General features: G+C 65.1%; 15 protein-coding genes. 4 read left to right on the forward strand and 11 right to left on the reverse strand.

Annotated elements, in window-relative coordinates; all coding sequences use genetic code 11:
• Window positions 1-24: 24 nt before the first annotated feature.
• From WDM24_RS26085 to folE, 8 genes are all read right to left on the reverse strand, one after another.
• Window positions 25-816 (reverse strand): c-type cytochrome, encoded by a 792-nt coding sequence (locus WDM24_RS26085; protein ID WP_029080136.1) that lies wholly within the window; start codon window positions 814-816, stop codon window positions 25-27.
• Complete coding sequence (locus tag WDM24_RS26090; protein WP_338827686.1) at window positions 813-2,438, reverse strand: b(o/a)3-type cytochrome-c oxidase subunit 1; 1,626 nt, start codon at window positions 2,436-2,438, stop codon at window positions 813-815. Before WDM24_RS26090 ends, WDM24_RS26085 begins: the two co-directional genes overlap by 4 nt.
• A complete protein-coding gene (locus tag WDM24_RS26095) occupies window positions 2,428-2,991 on the reverse strand; it encodes a cytochrome C oxidase subunit II (protein WP_166297645.1) in 564 nt (187 codons plus the stop codon). The genes WDM24_RS26090 and WDM24_RS26095 overlap by 11 nt, the downstream gene beginning before the upstream one ends.
• On the reverse strand, window positions 2,991-3,170 hold the full coding sequence (locus WDM24_RS26100; protein WP_166297647.1) for a hypothetical protein: 180 nt from the start codon (window positions 3,168-3,170) through the stop codon (window positions 2,991-2,993). Before WDM24_RS26100 ends, WDM24_RS26095 begins: the two co-directional genes overlap by 1 nt.
• 10 nt (window positions 3,171-3,180) lie before the next feature.
• The gene (locus WDM24_RS26105; RefSeq protein ID WP_338827687.1) at window positions 3,181-4,431 is read right to left on the reverse strand and encodes a cytochrome c; all 1,251 of its coding nucleotides are present in this window, start codon (window positions 4,429-4,431) and stop codon (window positions 3,181-3,183) included.
• A gap of 13 nt (window positions 4,432-4,444) precedes the next feature.
• The gene (locus tag WDM24_RS26110; RefSeq protein WP_338827688.1) at window positions 4,445-5,056 is read right to left on the reverse strand and encodes a cytochrome c4; all 612 of its coding nucleotides are present in this window, start codon (window positions 5,054-5,056) and stop codon (window positions 4,445-4,447) included.
• A 203-nt stretch (window positions 5,057-5,259) separates the two neighbouring features.
• Window positions 5,260-5,688: a phosphoribosyl-AMP cyclohydrolase gene (hisI, locus tag WDM24_RS26115; RefSeq protein ID WP_338827689.1), complete on the reverse strand. Its 429-nt coding sequence runs from the start codon at window positions 5,686-5,688 to the stop codon at window positions 5,260-5,262.
• A 28-nt stretch (window positions 5,689-5,716) separates the two neighbouring features.
• Window positions 5,717-6,397, reverse strand: coding sequence for a GTP cyclohydrolase I FolE (gene folE, locus WDM24_RS26120; protein WP_338690270.1), 681 nt, complete (start codon window positions 6,395-6,397; stop codon window positions 5,717-5,719).
• A gap of 241 nt (window positions 6,398-6,638) precedes the next feature.
• Here folE and WDM24_RS26125 point away from each other — a divergent pair, with 241 nt between their 5' ends.
• A complete protein-coding gene (locus WDM24_RS26125; protein WP_338827690.1) occupies window positions 6,639-7,085 on the forward strand; it encodes an iron-sulfur cluster assembly scaffold protein in 447 nt (148 codons plus the stop codon).
• 21 nt (window positions 7,086-7,106) lie between these two features.
• Here the strand turns inward: WDM24_RS26125 and WDM24_RS26130 are convergent, their stop codons facing one another.
• On the reverse strand, window positions 7,107-8,024 hold the full coding sequence (locus WDM24_RS26130; RefSeq protein ID WP_175619314.1) for a hypothetical protein: 918 nt from the start codon (window positions 8,022-8,024) through the stop codon (window positions 7,107-7,109).
• A 283-nt stretch (window positions 8,025-8,307) separates the two neighbouring features.
• Between WDM24_RS26130 and yidD the strand changes: the two genes are divergently transcribed.
• The gene (yidD, locus tag WDM24_RS26135; protein ID WP_029080127.1) at window positions 8,308-8,619 is read left to right on the forward strand and encodes a membrane protein insertion efficiency factor YidD; all 312 of its coding nucleotides are present in this window, start codon (window positions 8,308-8,310) and stop codon (window positions 8,617-8,619) included.
• Between the two features lie 380 nt (window positions 8,620-8,999).
• On the opposite strand, the gene WDM24_RS26140 is transcribed toward yidD, so the two are convergent.
• Window positions 9,000-10,133 (reverse strand): MFS transporter, encoded by a 1,134-nt coding sequence (locus WDM24_RS26140; RefSeq protein ID WP_338832448.1) that lies wholly within the window; start codon window positions 10,131-10,133, stop codon window positions 9,000-9,002.
• Between the two features lie 133 nt (window positions 10,134-10,266).
• On the reverse strand, window positions 10,267-11,568 hold the full coding sequence (locus WDM24_RS26145; RefSeq protein WP_338827691.1) for a hypothetical protein: 1,302 nt from the start codon (window positions 11,566-11,568) through the stop codon (window positions 10,267-10,269).
• Between the two features lie 229 nt (window positions 11,569-11,797).
• Between WDM24_RS26145 and thrS the strand changes: the two genes are divergently transcribed.
• Window positions 11,798-13,843, forward strand: a complete 2,046-nt coding sequence (gene thrS, locus WDM24_RS26150) for a threonine--tRNA ligase (protein ID WP_338827692.1) — start codon at window positions 11,798-11,800, stop codon at window positions 13,841-13,843.
• An 84-nt stretch (window positions 13,844-13,927) separates the two neighbouring features.
• On the forward strand, window positions 13,928-14,491 hold the full coding sequence (locus tag WDM24_RS26155) for a nitroreductase (protein ID WP_338827693.1): 564 nt from the start codon (window positions 13,928-13,930) through the stop codon (window positions 14,489-14,491).
• Window positions 14,492-14,509: the final 18 nt, after the last annotated feature.

Genomic DNA, 14,509 nt, shown 5'->3' on the forward strand with positions numbered 1-14,509 from the left:
GTTAACGGCACGTTAACATCCCGCTCAGGGCTGGGCCTCGTAGTAGTGCGCGACCTGGTCGATCTCCTCGGCCGTCATCTGGCGGGCGATGTTGCGCATCTGCTGGCTGATGTCGTTGCGCCGGGCGCCCGACGCGAAGGCGTCGAGCTGCGCCTTGATATAGACCGCCGACTGGCCGCCGAGCCAAGGGCTTCCCGCCTTGTTGTCGATATCGCCGTGGCAGGAGCCGCAGGGCGGGATGTTGCGCATCGGGGCGCCCGTCACCACGATCGCCGGCGCGGCGCGCCCGGTATCCAGATTGTTCGAAGGCACCCGCGGCAGATAGGCGTAATAGGCCGCAACGTCCTTCATGTCCTGATCGCTCATCGCCGCCGCGAACGGGCTCATCACCACGCTCACCCGCGCGCCGGTCTTGAAGTCGGCGAGCTCCTTGTACGTCACCGCGGCAAACTGCCCGGCGAGGTTCGGTGAATGGGCGTCGCTGACGCCCTGCGGTCCGTGGCAGATCGCGCAGCGCTGCGCCAGCGTCGCGCCCCGCCCGATCGAAACCTGATTCACCTTGGTCAGCATCTCCGACGTCATGACGACATTGGAGGTCTTGAAGTCCGGCTTGACGCCAGCCTCCTGCACGGCGGCGCGCGGAACACCGGCCGCACTGCAGATCGCGTCCCAGACGCCGGCAAGCTTGAGATCCGGTTGCGCCAGCGGCAACCAGATCAGGCCCGCGATGGCCGACAGCACGGCGATAGCGACCGTGATGCCGACGCTGGTGGCGAACCACGGATTGCGCAGCGAGAACAGCGGCTGATCGCTCATCGGCCCGCTCCGACATAGACCGCAGGCACACTGGTCTCGTTCAGCGCCATCAGTTGCGCGATCGGGAAACCATAGTTCACCACGGTGAGACCGACCATCAATGCGAGCCACAGGCCGAACGAGTTGAGCGCGACCGGAATCCGCGCCGGCATGTGCAGCGGCACCGCAAAGCGGTACGCGCCGGCCTCGCCTCGCGCGCCGAATTGCCCGCGGATCAGCACCAGCAGGAACAGAAAGCCCGAGATCAGCAGGATGAAGCCGCCGATCGCCGACATCGTGACCGACAAGGCCTGCGGCGAGATCGCCGGGTTGGCATAGTCATAATACGCCATGCGGCGCGGCATGCCGAGAATGCCGACATAGTGCCATGGGAAGGTGGTCACGATCATGCCGATGAACCACAGCCAGAGCTGCGCGCGCATCAGGCCAAAGCTGTCCAGCGCACGGCCAGTCAGATGCGGCCACAGATCATAGGCGATGGCAAAGTACATGATGACGATGGCGCCACCGAAGATCAGGTGGAAATGGCCGGTGATCCACTGCGTGTTGTGCACGCTGGCGTCGAGCTGATAGCTCATGTTGATCAGGCCGCCGGCGCCGCCGAAGCCGAGCATGACCAGCGACAGCGCCGTCGCCAGCATGATCGGATTGGACCATGGCAGAGCGCCGATCCAGCCGAAGGCGCCGCGGCCGCCACGCAGGCGGCTCGCAATCTCCGCCGACGCGCAGATCGTGAACACCGTAAGCAGCGTCGGCAGTGCGACGAGGCCGGTGAACACCGAGTGCATGAACTTGAATCCGGCGCCGACCTGCGGGTCGGCAAACAGATGATGCACGCCGATCGGCATCGCCACCACGACGAACAGGATGAACGAAATCCGCGCCATCGGATCGCTAAAGAGCCGGCCGCCGATCGCGCGCGGGAAGATCGTGTAGTAGGCGATGTAGGTCGGGATCAGCCAGAAATAGACAATGGCATGCAGGGTCCAGGAGAAGAAGACGCGCGCCAGCCCCGCGTCGATCGTGGACTTGAGCCCTAGCGCCACGGGCAGGATCTGGAACAGGATTTCGAGCGCCGCACCGACCGCGGTCCAGCCCCAGAGCAATGAGCCCGCGACATTGGCATACATCGCAAGCGGCACCGGCTTGCCGGGGTTCTCGCGCTTCCAGATCACGAAGTTGATGACCATCAGTGCGACCCAGATCCATGAGCCGACCACGACCATCACGACGCCGATGTAATAGAAGGGATTGCCGACCATCGGCGGATAGAAGGTGTAGAGCACCGAGGCGAGCCCGAGCGACACCGGGATCATCGCGACAACGGCGCCGACGGCGACCAGGAGGAAGCCGGCCCAGGCCCAGCGCCGCCCAATCAGCGCCTTCTCCAGCGCCGCTTCGGTGATCGCATAGCCGAACCCCATCGCGATCAGCGTCGGGAATACGTATCCCATCGCGGAGCCATGGGCGGTGACCGAGCGATAGTAGAACTCCGGATTGAAATGCCAGGCATTCAACGGACTGCGCACGAACATCTGCCAGGCACCGAGCACCAGCGCCGCGCCGAACACGATGAAGGCGAGCCAGAAATGCGCCGCTATCAGCCGCTTGTTAGTCAACACAGGTCAGTCTCCGCTTCGCTGCTGCCATGTCGCGGAACGCGCTCTTGTCGACCACCTTGACCTTGCCCCACATGCCCTGGTGACCGATGCCGCAGAATTCCTGGCACGGCATCACATGATCGCCCGGCGCCTTGAAACGCACCGGCAGGTCCGTGACGTAGCCCGGCACCAGCATCGTGTTGACGTTGGTGCCCTCGATCAGGAAACCGTGGACGACATCCGCGCTGGTGACACGGAGGGTGATCGGAGTTTCCGCCGGCACCACGATGCATTGCGGCGTGAAGGAATATTGCTGACCGATCGCACGCACCGTGACCGAGCCGTCGGCCTCCACGGCAGTGCCGAGATTGCTCTCGACGAACTCGCCGGACAGATGCAGCGTCTTGGGATCGGCGGTTTCGACCCGGCCCTGCGGCATCGTCGCCTGATGGATGCCGATATAGGCCGCCATGCCGACCAGGAGGCCGACAATGACGATCGACAGCGTCGCCCAGCGCCGCTCGATCCGTGCGGCAACGGCTTCGCCAAGGCTGTGATCCGTCTCGGTCGCCATCAGGGAGCGCTCCGCGGCAGGAAGACGAGCAGGTAGAATGCAAACCACAATCCGACCACGACGGCCGTCGCAATGCCCGCGACCGCGATCGCGCCACCCGGACCCGCGCGCACGATGGTCTCGACGGCCTCGTCTTCGGAGCCGGATGCCGGCGGTTGCGGCGAAGATGAGTTGATCATGATCGCGCCCCTAGTTCAGCGTTGCCGCACGCAGTTCGTTGGCCTGCCGCGCCGACACCGGCTCGCCGCGATTGCCCCAGGCCGTTCGAATGTAGGTCACGACGGCCGCGACCTCGTCGTCCGACAGCTTCTGCGCGAATGGCGGCATGCCGTGGGGCATCGGATTGCCTGACGTGCCCGGCGGATAGCCGCCATTGAGCACCATGCGGATCGCATTGACCGCCGAGACCATCTGGATCGACTGGTTGCCGGCGAGCGGCGGATAATCCGGCGGCATCCCCAGCCCAGTCGCGCCATGGCAGCTCGCGCATTCGCGGTCATAGAGCTGCTTGCCGAAAGAGTGCAGCAGGCTGCTCTCGGCCGTCGGCAGTGGCGTGGACGCCTTCTCGGGCGATGTGCCCTGCGCAAGGCCCTTCAGATAGATCGCCATCGCGCGCACGTCGTCGTCATTGAGATATTGCAGGCTGTTGTAGACGACCTCGGCCATCGGGCCGTACACCGCTCCCTTGGCGGAGACGCCCTTGCGCAGATAATCGACGATCTCCTCGAGCGACCAGTCACCAAGCCCGGCCTCCTTGTTCGAGGTCAAGGACGGCGCGTACCAGTTCTGCATCGGGATCAGGCCGCCTTCGAAGGCCTGCGACTGCGAGCTGCCGCCGAGCGCATTGATCGCGGTGTGGCACATGCCGCAATGGCCAAGGCCCTCGACCAGATAGGCGCCCCTGTTCCACTCCGCGGATTTGGTCGGATCCGCCTTGAACTCGCCTTCCCTGAAGTACAGCGTGCGCCAGCCGAGGATCAGCGAGCGGTTGTTGAACGGGAAGGTCAAGTCATGCGGCTTGTTGAGCTGCCTGACCGGCGGCACCGTGCGCAGATAGGCGTAGATCGCGTCGGTGTCCTCGCGCGTCACCTTGGTATAGGAGGCGAACGGCATCGCCGGATAGACCAGGCCGCCATCGGGGAAGCGGCCATTGTGCATCATCTGGTAGAACTGGTCGGACGTCCACGTGCCGATCCCGGTCTGCGGGTCGGGCGTGATGTTCGAGGTGTAGAGCGTGCCGAACGGCGTCTTCATCGGAAGGCCGCCGGCGAAGGTCTTGCCTTCGCGCGCGGTATGGCAGGCGATGCAATCGCCGGCACGCGCAAGATACTCGCCCTTGGCGATGACCGCCGGATCGGCCGCCTTCTGCTGCGCCAATGCCGCGAGCGGCGACAGCGCCAGCACCAGTCCGACAAGCAGTCCTATTGAGGTTCGCGACATCGGCACGATCCCTTCAGTGCGGTTCGCTGCCGCATTCGAGCGGCATCGGAAGGCTGCCTCGCGGCGCGAAGGACGGATCTGCCGGTGCCGGCCGCGACGACAGGTAGGCTGCCACCGCCTTCACGTCGTCCTCGGTCAGGAGGCCTGCGACGATCTGCATACAATCGGGAGCGAGCGCCGTCCGCGTGCCGTAGCGCCAGCCGCCGAGCTGGCCGCTGATATAGGCCGCGCGCAGGCCCAGCAGTCCGGGAATGCCGGGCTCCATCCCGCCCAACGCCGGACCATGACAGGCCGAACAGGGCGGAATGCCGTGCTGCGGATCGCCGTTCTTCACGATCGATTCCCCGCGTGCCAGGATCTCCTTGCTGTCGACCGGCGGGACCGGCGGCGGAAATGCCGGCCTGAGCGAAGCGAAATACTCGGCGATCTTCTTCAGGTAATCGTCGGTCTGAAACTCCAGCAGGTAGTTCATCGGCGGATATTTCCGCCGTCCGTCCCTGAACGCGATCAGCTGATTGTAGAGATAGCCCGCCGGCTTGCCGGCCAGCCGCGGGAAATAAACGTCGCTGGTGCCCTCGCCTTCGGCGCCGTGACAGGGCGCGCAGGCGAGGACGCGCGCGGCCATCGTATCCGGCGCACGCTCCGCCGTTTGCGCTCGCGCCGCACCGATCGGCCACACAGCCCAGGCAATAAACCCAACAAGCGGTATCAGGCGATGCGCCACAGTTCACCCCCAGTGACGACGATGCGCAATGGCTTGCGCATGGCGTAACAGGAGGCCACGAAGTGCACGACTTTGGCGCGTTGTACTTGATTCAGATCAATGATCTATTTGCGATAGACCTGCGCCGGATCGAACAGCCGCTCGGCATCGACAAAGGACAGGCTGACATCGCCGTCCTCACCCCTTACCGCACGATAGAAGCAGGAGCGCCGTCCGGTGTGGCAGGCGGCGCCGATCTGCTCGACCTTAAGCCACACCGCGTCCTGATCGCAATCCATCCGGATCTCGAGCACGCGCTGGGTCTGGCCCGAGCTCTCGCCCTTGCGCCACAGCGCATTGCGCGAGCGGCTGAAGTACCAGCCTTCGCCGGTCGCGATCGTCTTGCGCAGGGCCTCGTCGTTCATGTGCGCGACCATCAGCACATCGCCGGTCGCGACATCGGTCGCGACGCAGGTCACGAGACCTGCCGCGTCGAATTTGGGCTGGAAGGCCAGCCCCTCTTCGCGGTCGTGATCGTGGGTCGATGCGGACACGGAAAACCTCGCTTAAGAAAACGCGAGGTTACCGGTTCGGTCCTCGCACCAGGGACAGGAAGCGCTGCTGCTCGGCCGGATTGTCGCGGAACATGCCGGTGAAGCGGCTGGTGAAGGTCGATGCACCATGCTTGGCGACGCCGCGCACCGACATGCAGGTATGCTCCGCCTCGATCAGCACCGCAACGCCGCGCGGCTTCAGGACCTCGTCGATCGCAGCCGCGACCTGGGCGGTGAGATGCTCCTGGGTCTGCAGGCGGCGGGCGAAGATGTCGGTCAGCCGCGCAAGCTTGGAGAGGCCCACGACGCGCTCCACCGGCGTATAGGCGATATGCGCCCTGCCGTAGAACGGCATCATGTGATGCTCGCACTGCGAGGTGAATTCGATGTCGCGGACGAGGACGAAATCGTCGTAGCCGGCTGTCTCACCAAAAGTGCGGTTCAGCACTTCGGCCGGGCACTGATGATAGCCCTGATAGAGCTCATCATAGGCCTCGACGACGCGGCGCGGCGTGTCGAGCAGGCCCTCGCGGCCGGTGTTCTCACCGATATAAGCGAGCAGCGTCTTTACGGCATCCTCGGCTTCCGCCCGCGACGGGCGCGGCTGGTCGGCACGGACGGCCGCCGCCATGAATTCTGCGGGGTCGAGCTCGCTGGCTTTGGCGTCGGTCGGCTTGTTGGGGCGGATCGATTTGATCAAGGCGTCCATGTCTTCTCCGTTCGACCGGCCCTGGCAATTGCCCTCGGGGCCGGATGTGTCACCGGGCAGACGGGGCGGATCGTCGAGCCGCCGGGCGCCTGAGTCCCATTGTTATAGCACCGCCGCGGCGCAGCTGTGCCGCGGTCGCTGCATTGCCGGGCTATGTTTCCGGCGCTGCCGTCCATATATAGGACGGTGAAACCCAGCCGCCAAGAGCGCCCGGCGCCGCCGGAACCAGGCATCTGTCCCCATGCTGAACGACATTTACAACAAGCGGATCATCGAGTTGGCCGGCAATATTCCGCGCCTCGGACGGCTGGCCGAGCCGGACGCCAGCGCCACCGCCCACTCCAAATTGTGCGGTTCGACCGTCAAGGTCGACCTCAAGATGGACGGCCCGGTGGTGACGGACTTCGCCCATGACGTGAAGGCCTGCGCGCTCGGCCAGGCCTCCTCCTCGATCATGGCAAGCCATGTGGTGGGCTCGACCGCGGACGAGCTGCGCGAATTGCGCGAGACGGTCCGCAAGATGCTGAAGGAAAACGGCCAGCCCCCGCAGGGCGGCAAATGGGCCGATATCGCGCTGCTCGAGCCGGTGCGCGACTACAAGGCCCGCCACGCCTCGACGCTCCTGACCTTCGATGCCGTGGTCGATGCGATCGGCCAGATCGAGGCCAAGACAAAACAGCCGGCGTAGACCTTGCTGCCAGCCTAAACCTTACTGCGACGGCTGGACCGGCGCCGGCGCTGCGGTGCCGCCGGTCGGAACCACGGCCTCGGCGGTCTTGGTCGCCTTCGCGACCTGCGGCTGCGCCTCACCTTCCATCGCGCTGCTCACGAAGCGATCGGCGTTCTTCGGCTTCGCTTCGGCGACAGGAATTGCACTGTCCTGCCGCGGCAGCACGTCGGCGACCGCATCCGTGGTGACGAGATTGGTCAGCCGCAATTCGGCCGCCGACAATTCATGCAGGTCTTCCCACGGCGGCACGCTGAGCGCGAGCGACAGCAGCTCACCGGCGCCGCCCATGTCGAAGGTGTACTTGGCAAGGCGGCCGATATCGCGCTCGACGATCATCAGGTCCTGAGCGGTGTAGCTCGCGGCCTTGGCATCGTCGGCGCGGTCGCCCATCCAGATCTGATGCACGCGGACATGGGCGGCCGGCGGAACGTAACGCGTCTTGCCCGACAGCAGCAGGAACACGCACATCGATTCGCAATAGGCATCCGGCAGCACGCTCGCGCGGTCGCCCGCCGCCGCCTGATCGACGATGCTGGTGCCGACCGTGGTCAGCGCGCCGAGACCGCGGAAGCGGCGGCCGAGCGCGATCGCGTCGTTGACCGAGCCGCCGCTGGAGTCGAGCACGATGGTGGCGCCGCTGAGCTGGCGCCCGCGCGCGAACTCGTCGAAATCCTTGGGGCTGTCGGCCGTGATGATGCCGACCGCCGACACCCAGCCCCGGCAATTCGGCTGGCATGCGATCCAGCTGAACTTCATCGGCAGCTTGCGTTCTTCGAGGGTCGAGCCAGCCTGCGCCGAATGACCCGGCGTCGTCACGGAACCGGTAGCTGCGAAGCAAAGGGCAACGGCGCCGATAAGCGCCCGACTGCGCGACGAAAGCGAGTTCACGAGCCTCAATTTGGTTCCTTCCCCCAAGCCCTTGGTGACGCGAGCGGCGGCAATGGCCCCATGGCAATGCGCCGCGATTCTGTCATCGGCGCGTTATGAGAACGGTAGCGTTGCTGACCCGGACCGTCCATAGAGCCCTTTGCTGCAGCGCGACCCGCGCTGTGCGATAATTGCGAACTGTGGCGTAAATATCTGCAGCAGAACAGTTCCTTGGCTTGGAACCCCCGCAAGACTACGTACATACTTGCGTATGCCGCAGACAGATCATTCAACGTCACACCATCCGCGATGCATGGACTGTGCCACCTCCATGCGCCGCCTGCCGCGCAATTTCGGACGCGCCTTGATCTGGATCTACCGGCACACGCTGTCGCCGCTGGTCGGCTACAACTGCCGGCATCTGCCGACCTGCTCGGTCTATGGCGATGAAGCGATCGAACGCTTCGGATTGTGGGGTGGCGGGTGGATGACGCTGGCAAGACTGCTGCGCTGCCAGCCCTGGGGCACCTCCGGGATCGACAATGTCCCGCAGACGAGGCCCCCCGGGGCACACTGGTATCTGCCATGGCGCTATGGCCGCTGGCGCGGCGTCAACGAGGGTTGACGGGCGTCAACGAGAATTGAGGAGTTGCTGCGGCGCTCCTAAACCCGGCACGCATAGCTGTTCCGGCGGAACTGTGGCGATACTTGGCGCATTGTTTCGTTGCCCCCTAAATCAGCGACAACGGTCACGATCCCCGCCAGATAGATTTGCTGGCCGTGCTTGCGTTGCTGGTCGTGATCGTCGCCGCCTACGGCTACTTCACCCACAATCCGAACAAGCCGAGCACGACGGCGTTCATCGTGCCGAGCCAAAGCGTGAAGTGGTGATCGACGAGGCGTCGGCCTCCGGTCTGCAGCAAAACCGGAAGTCGCTGCAGAGGCCGGTCGAGCAACGAACTGCACTCCCCGCGAACAACCTCAGCGCCGCGTCAAAAGGGAAGCTCACTCGGCGGCAGCGCGCGCGGCCGACCGCGGCCGCGTGATGAGCACAACGGCAAGCGCCGCCGCGACGAACGCCGTGGCCACATAGCCCGCACTGAGGAGCCATTCGCGCGCGAACAGCAATCCGCCGATCGCGGAGCCGATGGCCTGGCCGATATACAGCACCGAGGTATTGAGCGAGACCGACGCCGCGGCGAGCGCCGGCGCCGCACCGACCAGGCGCACCTGCTGCATCGAATTGGTCGACGCGAAGCCGAGGCCCCACACCGCAACCGAGGCGGCCATCAATGCATAGGCGCCGGCGCTCAGCGCCCAGCCGGCCACGCCGGTGAGCAGCAGGAAGGTGAACAGCACCGAGGTCTTCCAGGCGCCCCAGGAATCCACGATGCGCGTCGCGATCGCGATGCCGACGAAGCCGAAGATGCCGTAGAGCGCGAACACGATGCCGATGGCGTCGGCATTGGCGCCGGTCAGCTTGGCGAGCAGCGGCCCCATGAAGGTGAACACCACGAACTGGCCGGACATCTGCAGCGTCGTGATCGAAAGCAGCAGGATGACGGTCGGGTTGCGGGCGAGGTCGGCCCAGGTCCTCAAGTCGACCGGCGCGCCATGCAATCCGCCAGGCAGCCGCCACCACAGCAGCAAAGAGCTTGCGAGCCCGGTCAGCGCGATCGCGCCGTAGGTCGCGCGAAAGCCGTAACGGCTTGCGATGAAGGCAATCAACGGCAGCCCGATCGCAGCCGCAAGCGACCAGCCGAGGAAGACATAGGCGATCGTGCTGCCGCGCTTCTCCACCGGCACGATCAACGCCGCGGTGCCGGCCGCCTGCGGCGTGTAGAGCACGCCGACTGCGAGCATCACCATGCGGATGATCAGGAGACTGTTGTAATCCGGTGCGAAGGCGGATGCCGCATTGGTCAGCGTCAGCACCAGAAGCGTCGCCGTCAGCAGCGCGCGCCGTTCGATCCGGCTGGTCAGCCACGCCGTCACCGGCGATCCCACGCACAGCACGATCGCGCCGAAGGTGATCAGAAGACCCGCGGTGTGGATCGTGACGCCGAGCCCGCCGGACAGTTCCGCCAGCATGCCTGCCGGCGCCAGCACCGAGCAGCCGGTGACGATGTTGCCGAGCATCAATGCCGTGGGAGCGAAGCGTTTCACGCCGCGTTGATAGCAGACCCAAAAATCAATGCAACTGCATCTAAATGCATGGCACTTGACCGATATGACACGTGGTCGATCGCGCGCCTTGCACTCCCCCTTGCGCTCACGGCGACGGCGATGCCGCGCGCGCGGCGTTGACGCTCGGCGACACAACGGCCGGGAACGGGCTCGCAGGCTTCGGGCCGGCAGTGGCAGCCGGGCACGACGCCAACAGCTGCGTCCATCCCTGCTCCAGCCCGGTGGTGTCGATGTCGAATGTCAACAAGCCGGGCTTGGGGTCAGACTTGGCGTCGGACTTGGGATCGGATTTGGCATCGGAGGACGGTGTGCTCTCGCCGACCTGCAGATGCGGCGCCGCCAGCATCGCCTTGACGGTGTCCGAGCTCACCGCGTCGCTCCAGACCTCGTATTTGCCGAACCGTGCCGGCAATCTGCCGAAGGCGACAGTCTTGTCGGCGCCGGCCGTCATCACTACCGTGCTCTTGCCGGCGGCGCCCTCGTCGAACTCGCGCACGAACATCAGCCGCCCGCGGTCCTTGTTCTCGCAAAGCAGGCGCCACTCCATCATGCGGAACGCGCTGCCGTCGGCCTTCTTCTGCTGGGCGATCTTGCGGACATAGGGCCGTGTTTCCTTCTCCACCGCCCACAGGGTTTCCGGCAACGGCCGCGTATCGATGCCAAATCGATAGAGTTCCGGCCGCGTCAGCACATGCAGGTTCTCGTATTTCACGGTCCGGATCAGCTCGCTGAGCTCACGGCTGATCCCCATCGCGGCGAGGAATGCATTGCGGTCGCGATCGGCGCTCACCATCTCGCGCCTCCTGAAGTCCGCAACGACCTGCGGCGGCGGATGCCCGTGAACCACGAACATCAGCTTGGAGTTATGCACCGCGACCACCGAATCGGGCGCCACTTCGCGGCTGGTCGCGCCGAGGAACAGATAGGCGCAGGCCGAAACGCACATCGCGTTGCGCGTGGCGAGCTCGGCCTCGACCTCCCCCTTCGCACTCTTGATCTTCAGGCAAGCGGCATCGACCTGCGTGCCGGTGGAACATGCCGGCACGCTGGTGCGGCCGACCCGGGCAACCGCCTTGCGGGCGCGCAGCAGCCGCGCGATCGCGTAGGACTGCTCGACGTTGCCGCCCGGCGAATGAAGGTAGATCGGAAGCTGCGTATCCTTGACGCCGGCGAGGAAACGGCGGATCCGCGCCGCGGCGTCCCGATCGATCTCGCCTTCGATGGCGATCCAGCGATCGCAGCCGGCACCGCAGGCGTTTGCCGGTCCCCTGGCAAGATAGATCGTCAGCCGTTTCGCAAATCCGGCCTTTTCGACCGGTGTTTCTTCCGCCCGCAAAACGCTGGGGATCAGAAGCAACGCCACGAAAAACAGGAGACGGGAAAACATGAACCTTGCGGATCGCGCGATGGCGGAAAACGGACTTTCGACGTTAGACGATGATGGCCGCGGTCGCAATGTTGGGCGGCATCCGGTGCAGGCGAGCTTCGCTCGATTCGGTGCGGCCAGAGGCCCATTTTCTTGATATTGCCGGATTGCAGGCGCCAAATCCCCTGCTATACCGCTGCTTTCCCGCTTACCTGCGCTCGTTCGCAGGAGTGAGCTCCAGGAGCCTTCGATGACTGATACGCCCAAATCCGAATCCGGATTCCAGTACAGCCTCTCCAACCTCAAGCCCGCAGAACCCTTGCACAAGATCGCCCTCACCTTTCCAGACGGGGCGACCCGCGAATTCGCCAGAGGCACCACCGGCCTCGACATCGCCAGGGGCATCTCGCCCTCACTCGCCAAGCGCACCGTCGCGATGGCGCTCGACGGCACGCTTGCCGATCTCAACGATCCGATCGAAACCGACGCCAGGATCGAACTGGTCAACCGCGACGACCCGCGCGCGCTGGAACTGATCCGGCACGATGCCGCGCATGTGCTTGCCGAAGCCGTGCAGTCGCTGTGGCCGGGCACCCAGGTCACGATCGGCCCGGTGATCGAGAACGGCTTCTACTACGACTTCTTCCGCAACGAGCCGTTCACGCCGGAAGATTTTGCCGCCATCGAGAAGCGGATGCGCGAGATCATCGCGCGCGACAAGCCGTTCACCAAGGAAGTCTGGGATCGCGAGAAGACCAAGCAGGTGTTCCGCGACAAGGGCGAGGCCTTCAAGGTCGAGCTGGTCGACGCCATTCCCGGCAGCGAGCCGATCAAGATCTATTTCCAGGGCGACTGGTTCGATCTCTGCCGCGGCCCGCACATGACCTCGACCGGCAAGATCGGCAACGCCTTCAAGCTGATGAAGGTGGCCGGCGCCTATTGGCGCGGCGATTCCAACAATCCGATGCTGACCCGCATCTACGGCACGGCCTTCGCCAAGCAGGAAGACCTCGACGCTTACCTCAAGCAGATCGAGGAAGCCGAGAAGCGCGACCATCGCAAGCTCGGCCGCGAGCTCGACCTGTTCCACTTCCAGGAGGAAGGCCCCGGCGTGGTGTTCTGGCACCCGAAGGGCTGGACCATCTTCCAGCAGCTGATCGCCTATATGCGGCGCCGGCTGCTCGGCGACTACAACGAGGTCAACGCCCCGCAGATCCTCGACAAGGCGCTGTGGGAAACGTCTGGCCACTGGGACTGGTACCGCGAGAACATGTTCGCGGCGCAATCCGCCGGCGACGAGGCCGAGGACAAGCGCTGGTTCGCGCTGAAGCCGATGAACTGCCCGGGCCATGTGCAGATATTCAAGCACGGGCTGAAGAGCTATCGCGACCTGCCGCTGCGGCTTGCCGAGTTCGGCGTGGTGCATCGCTACGAGCCGTCGGGCGCGATGCACGGCCTGATGCGGGTGCGCGGCTTCACCCAGGACGACGCCCATGTGTTCTGCACCGAGCAGCAGCTCGCCGAGGAGTGCCTCAAGATCAACGACCTGATCCTCTCGACCTACGCCGATTTCGGCTTCGACGGCGAACTCACGGTGAAACTCTCGACCCGGCCGGAGAAGCGGGTCGGCACCGACGAGATGTGGGATCACGCCGAGCGCGTGATGGCGACCGTGCTGTCGGAGATCAAGGCCAAGGGCAGCAACCGGATCCGGACCGAGATCAATCCGGGCGAAGGCGCGTTTTACGGGCCGAAGTTCGAGTACGTGCTGCGCGACGCCATCGGCCGCGACTGGCAGTGCGGTACGACCCAGGTCGATTTCAACCTGCCGGAGCGGTTCGGCGCGTTCTACATCGATCACGACGGCTCGAAGAAGGCGCCGGTGATGGTGCACCGCGCGATCTGCGGTTCGATGGAACGCTTCATCGGCATCCTGATCGAGCACTATGCCGGCAACTTCCCGCTCTGGCTGGCGCCGACGCAGCTTGTGGTCACGACCATCACCTCCGAAGGCGACGAATACGCCAAGGTGGTGGCGGCAGCGGCGCGCCGCGCCGGCCTGCGGGTCGAGATCGACCTGCGCAACGAGAAGATCAACTACAAGGTCCGCGAGCATTCGCTGGCCAAGATCCCGGCCCTGCTCGTGGTCGGCAAGAAGGAAGCCGAGACGCATTCGGTCTCGGTCCGCCGCCTCGGCAGCGAGCGCCAGACCGTGATGCCGACCGACGAGGCGATCGCCGCGCTGGTCGACGAAGCGACGCCGCCGGACGTGAAACGGATGCGAACCGTCGCCTGATCTTCACAATCGGTCTAAACTGGCTTTCGTCTGACAGCTCGTGCCCCCATCTTGGGGGCACGACTCCCCCTGAAGGACATTTCCGTGCCCGATGCCATTGAACTGTTGAAGACACGCCGCTCGATGAAACCTCGCGAGATGACCGGGCCCGGCCCGTCCGCGACCGAGCTCGAGACCATTTTGACGATCGGCGCGCGCGTGCCGGACCACGGCAAGCTTGCGCCGTGGCGCTTCATCGTGTTCGAGGGCGACGCCCGCTCGCGCGCCGGCGACGTGATCGCAAAGGTGTTCGCCCGCAAGAATCCCGGCGCACCGGCCGCCGACATCGAGGTCGAGAAGAAGCGCCTGACCGACGCGCCGCTGGTAATCGGCGTGGTCTCCTTCACCAAGCCGCACCCGAAGGTGCCGCCGTGGGAGCAGGAATTGTCGGCGGGCGCGAGCGCCATGAACATCGTCACGGCGGCGACCGCGCTCGGCTACGGCGCCTGCTGGCTGACCGGCTGGTTTGCCTTCGACCGCGACGTGCTCGACGGTCTCGGCCTGAAGCCGGATGAGAAGCTCGCCGGCCTGATCCACATCGGCACGCCGACCAAACCGAGCGAGGATCGCCCGCGCCCGGCGCTGTCGGATATCGTGACGCGGTTTTGAAACCGTAGACCTGTCATT

Origin of the sequence: Bradyrhizobium sp. 27S5, assembly GCF_037217225.1 — a bacterium.
Classification (GTDB): Bacteria; Pseudomonadota; Alphaproteobacteria; order Rhizobiales; family Xanthobacteraceae; genus Bradyrhizobium; species Bradyrhizobium septentrionale.

What these genes read in the sequence shown, in the direction of transcription:
- WDM24_RS26095 (WP_166297645.1), bottom strand. Translation starts at nt 2,991, where the DNA reads ATGGCGACCGAGACGGATCACAGCCTTGGCGAAGCCGTTGCCGCACGG.
- thrS (WP_338827692.1), top strand. Translation starts at nt 11,798, where the DNA reads ATGACTGATACGCCCAAATCCGAATCCGGATTCCAGTACAGCCTCTCC.
- WDM24_RS26110 (WP_338827688.1), bottom strand. Translation starts at nt 5,056, where the DNA reads ATGGCCGCGCGCGTCCTCGCCTGCGCGCCCTGTCACGGCGCCGAAGGC.
- WDM24_RS26125 (WP_338827690.1), top strand. Translation starts at nt 6,639, where the DNA reads ATGCTGAACGACATTTACAACAAGCGGATCATCGAGTTGGCCGGCAAT.
- folE (WP_338690270.1), bottom strand. Translation starts at nt 6,397, where the DNA reads ATGGACGCCTTGATCAAATCGATCCGCCCCAACAAGCCGACCGACGCC.
- WDM24_RS26105 (WP_338827687.1), bottom strand. Translation starts at nt 4,431, where the DNA reads ATGTCGCGAACCTCAATAGGACTGCTTGTCGGACTGGTGCTGGCGCTG.
- WDM24_RS26100 (WP_166297647.1), bottom strand. Translation starts at nt 3,170, where the DNA reads ATGATCAACTCATCTTCGCCGCAACCGCCGGCATCCGGCTCCGAAGAC.
- WDM24_RS26145 (WP_338827691.1), bottom strand. Translation starts at nt 11,568, where the DNA reads ATGTTTTCCCGTCTCCTGTTTTTCGTGGCGTTGCTTCTGATCCCCAGC.
- WDM24_RS26140 (WP_338832448.1), bottom strand. Translation starts at nt 10,133, where the DNA reads ATGCTCGGCAACATCGTCACCGGCTGCTCGGTGCTGGCGCCGGCAGGC.
- yidD (WP_029080127.1), top strand. Translation starts at nt 8,308, where the DNA reads ATGGACTGTGCCACCTCCATGCGCCGCCTGCCGCGCAATTTCGGACGC.
- WDM24_RS26085 (WP_029080136.1), bottom strand. Translation starts at nt 816, where the DNA reads ATGAGCGATCAGCCGCTGTTCTCGCTGCGCAATCCGTGGTTCGCCACC.